At 68.1% G+C, this 8,729-nt stretch carries 9 protein-coding genes and 1 pseudogene; 6 read left to right on the top strand and 4 right to left on the bottom strand.

Features of this window, described 5'->3' with window-relative positions; translation table 11 throughout:
• Positions 1-156: 156 nt before the first annotated feature.
• Positions 157-999 (bottom strand): SAM-dependent methyltransferase, encoded by an 843-nt coding sequence (locus AB0O34_RS35095; RefSeq protein WP_363923012.1) that lies wholly within the window; start codon positions 997-999, stop codon positions 157-159.
• Between the two features lie 206 nt (positions 1,000-1,205).
• A pseudogene (locus AB0O34_RS35090) lies at positions 1,206-1,328 on the bottom strand (substrate-binding domain-containing protein); the annotation flags it as partial.
• A 405-nt stretch (positions 1,329-1,733) separates the two neighbouring features.
• On the opposite strand from AB0O34_RS35090, the gene AB0O34_RS35085 reads away from it, so the two are divergent.
• From AB0O34_RS35085 to AB0O34_RS35060, 6 genes are all read left to right on the top strand, one after another.
• Positions 1,734-3,098: an extracellular solute-binding protein gene (locus tag AB0O34_RS35085; protein WP_363923010.1), complete on the top strand. Its 1,365-nt coding sequence runs from the start codon at positions 1,734-1,736 to the stop codon at positions 3,096-3,098.
• An 88-nt stretch (positions 3,099-3,186) separates the two neighbouring features.
• On the top strand, positions 3,187-4,032 hold the full coding sequence (locus AB0O34_RS35080) for a sugar ABC transporter permease (RefSeq protein ID WP_363923008.1): 846 nt from the start codon (positions 3,187-3,189) through the stop codon (positions 4,030-4,032).
• Between the two features lie 4 nt (positions 4,033-4,036).
• A complete protein-coding gene (locus AB0O34_RS35075; RefSeq protein WP_363923006.1) occupies positions 4,037-4,948 on the top strand; it encodes a carbohydrate ABC transporter permease in 912 nt (303 codons plus the stop codon).
• 28 nt (positions 4,949-4,976) lie between these two features.
• Positions 4,977-6,164: a mandelate racemase/muconate lactonizing enzyme family protein gene (locus tag AB0O34_RS35070; RefSeq protein WP_363923004.1), complete on the top strand. Its 1,188-nt coding sequence runs from the start codon at positions 4,977-4,979 to the stop codon at positions 6,162-6,164.
• The gene (locus AB0O34_RS35065; RefSeq protein WP_363923003.1) at positions 6,161-6,505 is read left to right on the top strand and encodes an L-rhamnose mutarotase; all 345 of its coding nucleotides are present in this window, start codon (positions 6,161-6,163) and stop codon (positions 6,503-6,505) included. The genes AB0O34_RS35070 and AB0O34_RS35065 overlap by 4 nt, the downstream gene beginning before the upstream one ends.
• Positions 6,502-7,329, top strand: coding sequence for an amidohydrolase family protein (locus tag AB0O34_RS35060; protein WP_363923001.1), 828 nt, complete (start codon positions 6,502-6,504; stop codon positions 7,327-7,329). The genes AB0O34_RS35065 and AB0O34_RS35060 overlap by 4 nt, the downstream gene beginning before the upstream one ends.
• Before the next feature lie 158 nt (positions 7,330-7,487).
• Here the strand turns inward: AB0O34_RS35060 and AB0O34_RS35055 are convergent, their stop codons facing one another.
• Positions 7,488-8,318, bottom strand: coding sequence for a FadR/GntR family transcriptional regulator (locus AB0O34_RS35055; RefSeq protein ID WP_363922999.1), 831 nt, complete (start codon positions 8,316-8,318; stop codon positions 7,488-7,490).
• 223 nt (positions 8,319-8,541) lie between these two features.
• Positions 8,542-8,729: ricin-type beta-trefoil lectin domain protein (locus tag AB0O34_RS35050; protein WP_363922998.1), on the bottom strand; the 188-nt coding region annotated here is incomplete at its 5' end.

The following is an 8,729-nucleotide window of genomic DNA, read 5'->3' as shown; positions in this document are numbered from 1 at the left end:
GGGCGCGTGGGGGGGGGGGGGGGGGTGGGTGGGGGGGGGCGCGGGGCCCCGCGGGGGGGGTGCGGGGGGGGGGGCGCGGGGGGGGGGGGGGGCCCCCCGGCCCCCCCACACCGCGGGCACGGGGGTGGTCCTGTCGCCGGATGCCCCTCGCTCCGGTCAGGGCTTGATGGCGATGCCGCCGTAGGCCCAGGCGTGGCCGCCGCCCGGGATGTGCTCCTGGAGTTGGTCGTGGTCCGGCCGCCACGCCACCACCTCCACGACGCCCGGGTCGATCACGCTCCAGCCCTGGAAGAACCGCAGCACGTCGGCGTGGGTGCGGGGCACCATCGGCGCGGTGCTGTTGTCGTAGGCCTTGGTGAAGTCCGTCTCAAGTACTTGGGGTGCGAAGTCGAGCGTGATGTGCGAGAGCAACAAGTGGCTGCCCGAGGGCACGGCGGCCTTGAACCGCTCGACCGTTCCGTAGGGGTCTTCCTGGTCGGTGATGAAGTGCAGGACGCCCGCCAGGATGAGTGCCACAGGACGGGTGAAGTCGATCACAGTCGTCAACTCAGGGTGGGAGAGGATCACCTCAGGCTGCCGCAGGTCGGCCTCGATCACCTTGGTCACCCCGGTCGGGCTGCCGGTCGTCAGGGCGCGGCCGTGTGCCAAGACGATGGGATCGTTGTCCATGTAGACCACCCGCGCATCGGGGTTGGACTCCTGCGCGATCTGGTGGGTGTTGCCCTGGGTGGGGATGCCGGCCCCGATGTCGATGAACTGCGAGACGCCGGCCTCGGCGGCGAGGTGGCGCACCGTCCGACGGAGGAAGGCGCGGTGGGCGCGGACGCCCTCACGCGTGCCGGGCGAGACCTTGACAAGGTGCTCGGCCGCCTCGCGGTCGGCCGCGTAGTTGTCCTTGCCGCCCAGCAGATGGTCGTAGATCCGGGCCGGGTGCGCGACCGCGGTGTTGACTCGTCTGAGGGGATGGTCGGCGGGCAGGGGATCGGTTAAATCCGGCATTCGTGCTCCTTATCGTCTCCAGGGATCAGTGCCGCGATCGGGCTGGCACTTTGTGCTGTCATCGGCTCTTGCCGTCGCCCTCCGTGGACGGTTCCTGTGGCGGGAATTGTGCCTCGACAGGGGGCGAGCGGGCCTTGCCCTGACGTTAGCGATAACGCCCCCCTCATAGGCGCCGCACTGGACATTTTTCACCGCAACGACCAGTCCAACGGGGAGTCGTCGAAGCCGACGACGCTGAGGTCGCGGGGGATGTCGCGTCCGGCTTCGCGGGCGGCGCGCATGACGCCGAGTGCGAGGTCATTGCCGCACAGGAACGCGGCCGCCATGCGGGACTGAGGTTCCCTCGCCGGCCGGATCACATCATCCACGGGCGTCTTGTGGTGAAACTTTCACCGGGGGTGCCTCACCTCCGAGAGACGAAGTTCCAAGGCGCCGGAGGGCGAAAGGACGCTTCGTTGTTAGCGCTAACAGCCTGCTGCGTGGGAAAGATGCCGGTGTTGGTCCCGCGCGTGGCGTGGTGAACGAACCGCCGCCCGCCTGTGTCGGGCCCTGGCCGTAGATGGTCCAAGCTCGGGTGACGCAGAGGGGGCTCGCCCAAGCGCTCGACCCCGCACGAGGTGTTACCGGTCTTCTCAGGCGCGTCCCGAGAACCCTTGCAGACATAATACGTATGGTCTTATATTTCGACGCGATGAGCAGCTCGTTAACATGACCGTCCAGACAGGGACACTCCTATGGTCGATAGCACAAAGGCCGGACGCACGCGCCGATGGATGGGTACCGTCGGTACAGGGGCGTTAGCCATCGCACTGACGGTGGCCGGCTGCAGCAGCAGCGGCGGTACCACCTCCGGTTCCAACGGCGCTCCGCAGGCAGCGCAGGATGACAAGGCCCCGATCACGGTCTGGGTGGACGCCGACCGGTCGGGTGCGGTGGACGCCTACAAGAAGGCCAACCCCGATGTGAAGCTGGACGTGGTCACCTACGACGGCTCGGCGAACGGCTCCAACTCGTTCCGGACGAAGGTCCAGCTCTTCGACCAGGCGAACAGCGGCTGGCCCGACGTCGTGTTCTCGACGCAGAACAACGACGCGGCGTGGGCGAGCCAGAAGAGCAACGGCAAGCAGGCGTTCGCGGCCGTGCTCAGTGACGGGCTGGTCCCGCAGAGCACGCTCGACAACTTCACCAAGGGCTCGCTGACCCCCTGCACCGTTGAGGGCAAGGTCTACTGTCTCCGCAACGACCTCGCCCAGGTGGTGCTCTGGTACAACAAGAGCCTGCTGGACAAGTTCGGCTACTCCCTCCCCACGACGTGGGAGGAGTACCAGGCACTAGGCGAGAAGGTGGCCCAGGAGCACCCCGGCTACATCGTGGGCGCCGCCGGAGACGCCTGGACGCCGGAGGTCTACATGTGGGGCAGCAAGTGCCAGGCGAACGGCGTCACCGGTCCCAAGGCGGTGACGGTCAGCACCGGCACCACTGAGTGCAAGCGGGCCGCGTCGATGCTCGACACGCTGATCAAGAACGGCACCGTGCCCACCGTGAGCGTCTTCACGCCCGAGTTCGTGAAGAAGTACTCCGACAAGGTGCTCATGATTCCGGGCCCGGCGTGGTACGCGGGCGCCATCTTCAACAACCCGCAGTCCCTCAACGTCCCGGCCGGCCAGCTCGCCGCCGCCGCGCCGCTGGCGTGGAAGGGCGAGACCGCCGTGACCGGCAACGTCGGCGGCGGCACCTGGTTCGTCAGCAGCCACTCCAAGAACCTCAAGGCGGCCGAGAAGTTCGTCGAGTTCGTCACGACGGCGGACGACTACCAGGTGAACCTCGCTCCCGGCTACCCGGCTTACGCCCCCGCCGCGGACAAGTGGATCAAGAAGCAGGAGTCGAGCGGCTACTACGCCGGCGACCTGCGGTCGTTGGTCAAGGCCGGGTCGGAGATCTGGAGCGGATGGGGCTCCGGGATCTTCAGTCAGGAGGCGATCTGGGCCAAGACGGTCACTCCCGCGATTGCCAGTGGCAAGAGCCTGGTCGCTCTGCTTCCCGAATGGGAGACGGCGATCAAGAACCAGGCCCAGGTAAATGGCTACACGGTCAAGTGACGTGACGATCGCGGCGCGAGCCGCTCAGCCGGTGGTGATCCCGCGCAGGCGGCCGATCGGCCGCGGTGACGGTGGTGAACGGAGAGCGATGAGTTATGCCTTCATCGCTCTCTACACGATCTTGGCTATCGCGTTCGGGATCCTTCCCGCGTTCTACGCCCTCTACCTCGCGTTCACCACCGGTGACGGCGGCTTCGCCGGCATGGACAACTTCGTCAAGGTCATCGACGACTTCCGCTTCGGGCCCGCCGTCGCGCACGTCGCGCTCTACCTGGTGATCTGGCTGGTCGCCCTGGTGGTGCTGGTCTCGTTCCTGGCCATCGTCGTGCACGCGGTGCGCGTGCGCTGGCTGGGCCGCGCGCTGCGGCTCATCTTCTACTTGCCGGGCGCCCTGGCGGGCGCGTCGAGCGTGCTGCTCTGGCTGTTCGTGCTCGACCCGACCGCGAGCCCGGTCGCCGGGCTGCTCCACCTGATGGGCTTCTCCAGCTTCGTGCAGGTCATCGTGCCGGCGAACCTGCCCCCGGTCTTCGCCATCATCGCGTTCTGGACCGGCGCCGGCGGCTGGATCGTCATCATGTACGGCGCGCTGAACAACATCAGCCACGACGTGATCGAGGCGGCGCGCATCGACGGCGCGAGCAGCGTGCAGATCGCCTGGCGCATCCAGCTGCCGCTGCTGCGCAAGTGGATCGCGTACATGGGGATCATGTCGCTCGCCGCCGGAACGCAGCTCTTCGTCGAGCCGCAGTTGCTCTCGCAGGCCAGTAACGCGGTCGTGCCCAACGACTACTCACTCAACCAGCTCGCGTACCAGTACGCCTTCCAGCAGAACGACTTCAACGGAGCGGCGGCCATCTCCCTGCTGCTGCTCGTCATCGCCCTCGCGCTGTCGGCCGTCTTCGTGACGCGCGGCGGCCTGTTCGAGAGGGATTGAGCTCATGACGACAGTGAACTCGCATCGCCGAGTCACGCGCCGGAGCGGTGTCAGCGGCTGGAGCGGCCGGACGATGGTCGCGGTCGTGCTCGTGGTCTTCGTACTGTTCTTCGTCATCCCGATCGTCTGGCTGCTGCTGGCGACGACGAAGTCGGCGCACGGGCTCATCGTCGACAATCCGTTCCTGCCCGGCGGCCTCGGCGACCTGGCCACCAACTGGAACCAGCTGTTCGGCTTCCAGGACGGCGCCGTGACCGCCTGGGTGGGCAACTCGGCGCTGTACGCGTTGAGTGCGCTCGTCATCGCGATCATCGCGAGCATCCCGGCGGGTTACGCGATGGCCCTGACGGACTTCCGGTTCCGGCGGCTGCTGCTGGTGCTGACACTGATCGTGATGCTGATCCCGAACACCGCGCTGGTGCTGCCCATCTTCCTTGAACTGAACGTGGTCGGGCTCATCGGCAGCCCGCTGGCGGTGATCCTGCCGATGTCGTTCTTCCCGTTCGGCGTCTACCTCACCTACATCTACTTCTCGACGAGCGTTCCGCGTGACCTGCTCGCGGCGGCCCGCCTCGACGGATGCAGCGAGTTCCAGGTGTTCACGAGGGTCGCGCTGCCATTGGCCGCGCCGATCATCGCGCTGGTGGCGTTCTTCAGCTTCGTGCAGAGCTGGAACAACTTCTTCCTCCCCTTTGTGATGCTGCCGTCGAGCCAGGGATATCCGGTCCAGGTCGGCCTGACCTCCCTGCTCGCCTCGACCCCGGCATTCAACCCCAGCTCGGCAGGGACCCAGTCCGTGCAGCTGCCGACGCTCGCGCTCGCGACCGTCGTCTCGGTGCTGCCAGTGCTGATCGTCTTCCTGTTCGCGCAGCGCTTCCTGGTCGCGGGCATGACGGCGGGCGGCACCAAGGAGTGAGTCGAAACGCCGTTGAAAAGGAGCAATTTTGAAGGTCACCGGCTACCGCAGCCTGACAACGGAGCACGACTGGGGGCGACTGATCGGCGACGCCAATGGTGTCATGCCGGAGCCGCGCACCGAGGTGCACGTGCTGATCCTCGAGACCGACAGCGGTCTCGAGGGGGTCGGACTCGGCGCGCACGGCGACATCGACCGCGTCTTCGGCGCCGTCGAGGGTGAGGACCCGCGGGCCGTGTCGGCGCTCTACGACCGGATGCTGGCCCGGGTCTTCAAGACCGGCCACTCCGGCGCGACGTTCGGCGCGATCGGCGCGATCGACATGGCGCTCTGGGACCTCAAGGCGAAGGCGGCCGGTGAGCCGCTCTGGCGTACCCTCGGTGGCCTGGACCGATTCGTCCCCGGCTACGCCTCCGGGCTGGACATCGCGCTTGACGACGATGCCCTTGTACGCCTGTACGAGCGCTTCGCGGATCGGGGGTTCAGCGCCGGCAAGCTCAAGGGCGGCCGGAATCTCGAGCACGACCTGCGCAGGCTGGAGGCGCTGCGGGACGTCCTCGGGCGCAACTCGGCGCACCCCGCCCTCATGTTCGACGCCAACGAGTCGTGGAACCGTTCGCAGGCCGTGCGGTTCATCACGGCGCTGGAGCGCGTTGTCGACCTCACCTGGATCGAGGAGCCGGTGCGCCGGTGGGACGCGGCCGGACTGGCCTCGGTCCGGCGGGGCATCCGCGCCGCCGTCGCGACCGGCGAGAACCTCACCGGCCTTGAGCAGTACCGGCCCCTCCTGAACGCCGACGCGATCGACATCGTCCAGGTGGGCAACGTGTGGGGCATCACTCACTTCCTGCGCGTGGCCGCGGTGGCCCACAGCCTCGACCTCCCGGTGAGCCCGGTGGCCTACCACGGCAACGCCCTGGCGCACGCCGCCGTGGCGGTGCCGAACCACCTGACCTTCGAGGTTCAGGACCTCTCCTCGCCGGTCGGCCTCAAGATCGACCAGGAGTTCGAGGACGGGGGGATCATCCTCGGCGATGAGCCCGGTCTCGGCATCCGGGTCGACGAGGACCACATCAACGCCGTGCGAGCCGCCAACCCGCCGGCCGCCATCTCCGGGCCGCATGTCCGTCCCAACCGGGCGGGCCTGCGCATCGTCCCCGACTCCCACCAGGACGAGCCCATCGGCGCCCCCGCGGTGGAGCGGGTGGGGTCGTGAGCGCCCGGCCCCGCATCGAGCGTCACGCCCTCGTCGTCGGCGTCCGGCCGGAGCGCCGGGAGGAGTACCTCGAGCTGCACCGCCACGTCTGGCCGCAGGTCGAGCAGACCCTGCGCGAGGCCAACGTCACGAACTACTCGATCTTCATCGTCGGCGACACCCTGTTCGCCTACTACGAGTACGTCGGCGAGGATCACGCCGCCGACATGGCCCGCATCGCCGAGGACCCCGTGACCCGCGAGTGGTGGACCCACACCGATCCATGCCAGGTGCGCATCGTCGAGGAGCGGGAGCCCGGAGCCCTGTGGCAGCCGGTCGACGAGATCTGGCATCTGCCGTGAGCCGTTCCATCGACGCGCACGTCCATCTGTGGAACCGGAAGACCGACCCGCAGCCGTGGATCGAGCCCGCGACGATGGCGGCGATCGATCGGGACTTCGAGCCCGAGGACCTCGAACGGATGCTCCACTCGACCGGTGTGCACGCCGCCGTCGTCGTGCAGTCGAGCAACGGCGCCGCCGAGACGCGGCGGCTGCTGACGCACCTGAGCCCGTGCATCGCCGGTGTGGTGGGCTGGATCGACCTCACGGCCGATGTCGCCGCGCAGCTGGACGCGCTGGACCCCGCGGCGCGCGCGAGGCTGGTCGGGATCCGTCACCTGGTCCATGTCGACCCTGACACCGCTTGGCTCGCACGGCCCGAGGTGGGAACGGGGCTGAAGCAACTGGCCGCGCGCGGCCTCGGCTTCGATCTGGTCCTGCGGTCATGGCAGCTGCCGGCGGCCGCGACCGTCGTGTCCGGGCACCCGGAGGTACGCTTCGTCGTCGACCACCTCGGCGGGACCGCCGAGGCCGACGACACCGCTGCCTGGGCGGCCGGCCTGCGCGAACTCGCCGCCCGGCCGAACACCTACGCGAAGATCTCCGGGCTGGCCGGAGTCGTGAGTGGCGACCGGGCCGGACTTCGCCGCGTGGTCGACGTTGCGCTGGAGGCGTTCGGCGCGCAGCGGCTGATGTACGGGTCCGACTGGCCCCTCGCCGAGCTGGGGGCCGGTGCCGTCGCCTGGCGAGGCGCTGTGGAGGAACTGATCGGCGAGCTGAGCGTGACGGAGCGCCAAGCGATCATGTCCGGCACCGCGTCGGCGTTCTACCGGCTCGACGCATGACGGCAGAGTGGGGAATCGGCTGAACCGAGGCCCGCCGAGGCACGGTGTCACGGGTCTCGGCGGGCCGTCGCTTCGGCGATCTCGCGCATCCCGTGAGCGACGACGAGCGCCCCGGTCGCCGCGTCAGGTGTTCTGGGCGACCCTGGCCAAGGCCGGGGCTACCGCTGCAGACGCACGGGCTCGCTTCGTCCGGAGCGGCGGACGAGCCAGGCCTCGGTGATGTGCGTGAACATGGCCTCGGCGGCGCCTGCGGGGTCCTGTGCCGCGATGCGCTCGTAAATGCGCCGGTGGCCCTGGTTGGACGCCACGCACAACGCGCGCTCGGTGCGGCCCATGTAGCGGGCGGTGTTGATGGCCTGGTTCTCCAGTGACCGGACGACACCGCGGGCGATGCGGTTGCCGGACGTCCGCATGATCGTGTCGTGGAAGGCGCGGTCATGTTCGGCGTACGTGACGGGGTCTTCCACGAGTTCGTCCATGCGATCGACCAGTGCGCGCAGCCGATCGACGGTCTCCTCGTCCGCCAGGCGCGCGGCGACGTTCGCCATGTCTGTCTCGAGCAGGCGCCGGGTGACGACGAGGTCGTCGAGGATCGCCAAGGACTCGTCCTCGGCGATGCTCACCCCGAGGACGAGCTCGTCGAGCATGTCCCAGCTCGTCGGCGGAGTGACGATGGTGCCGAAGCCTTGCCGGACCTGTACCAGACCCTTCTCCTGAAGGATCTTCACCGCCTCGCGGATGACGGTCCGGCTCACCGAAAACGTCTCGCACAGGTCGGCCTCGCGGGGCAACGCGACCCCGGGCGGGTGAACCCCGCGTACGATCCGCTCCACCAGCTCGGCCGTGACCGCCTTGGCGAGATTGGCAGGTCGGCGCGCCCACGCCGGAGGAGTGGTAGCACTCACCTCTGCATGCTGTGATGCCGTCATGTCCCCCTCCGGATGGCGCGCCGCAGACGGCGTCACGACTTGACTGCCACTGTACTCCACCGTGTGGTCGTTACACGTCATACGGATTATGTATAAGTGCTGATCGTGGCACTAGACGTCCTGGGGAGGCTGTGGCCGCACCTTGCTCAATGGTCCGTTAATGAATGCGGTTTGGGAACGGATCGGCACCACTGAAGCGCTCTACGACCGGCGGGCCGAGGTCATTCCCTGCTAGTGATCACAGGTGACCTCGGCCCGGGGACCGGGAGTTGTCCCTGAGGGCTCAGCTGCGGGTCCATTGCTGGTTGGTGCCGCCGTGGCAGGTCCAGATTTGTACCTTGCTGCCGTTGGCGGTGCCGCTGTTGGACACGTCCAGGCACTTGTTGGCGCCTACGGCGGTGATGCTGCCGTTGGCGTTGATGGTCCACTTCTGGTTGGTCTGGCCGTTGCAGTCCCAGATGATGACCGCGG

Source organism: Sphaerisporangium sp. NPDC088356 (genome assembly GCF_040685555.1).
Lineage (GTDB): Bacteria > Actinomycetota > Actinomycetes > Streptosporangiales > Streptosporangiaceae > Sphaerisporangium.
This window is presented reverse-complemented; position numbering and strand designations above follow the sequence as displayed.

Coding starts and splice junctions, on each gene's coding strand:
- AB0O34_RS35075 (WP_363923006.1), top strand. CDS start 4,037: ATGACGACAGTGAACTCGCATCGCCGAGTCACGCGCCGGAGCGGTGTC.
- AB0O34_RS35095 (WP_363923012.1), bottom strand. CDS start 999: ATGCCGGATTTAACCGATCCCCTGCCCGCCGACCATCCCCTCAGACGA.
- AB0O34_RS35080 (WP_363923008.1), top strand. CDS start 3,187: ATGAGTTATGCCTTCATCGCTCTCTACACGATCTTGGCTATCGCGTTC.
- AB0O34_RS35085 (WP_363923010.1), top strand. CDS start 1,734: ATGGTCGATAGCACAAAGGCCGGACGCACGCGCCGATGGATGGGTACC.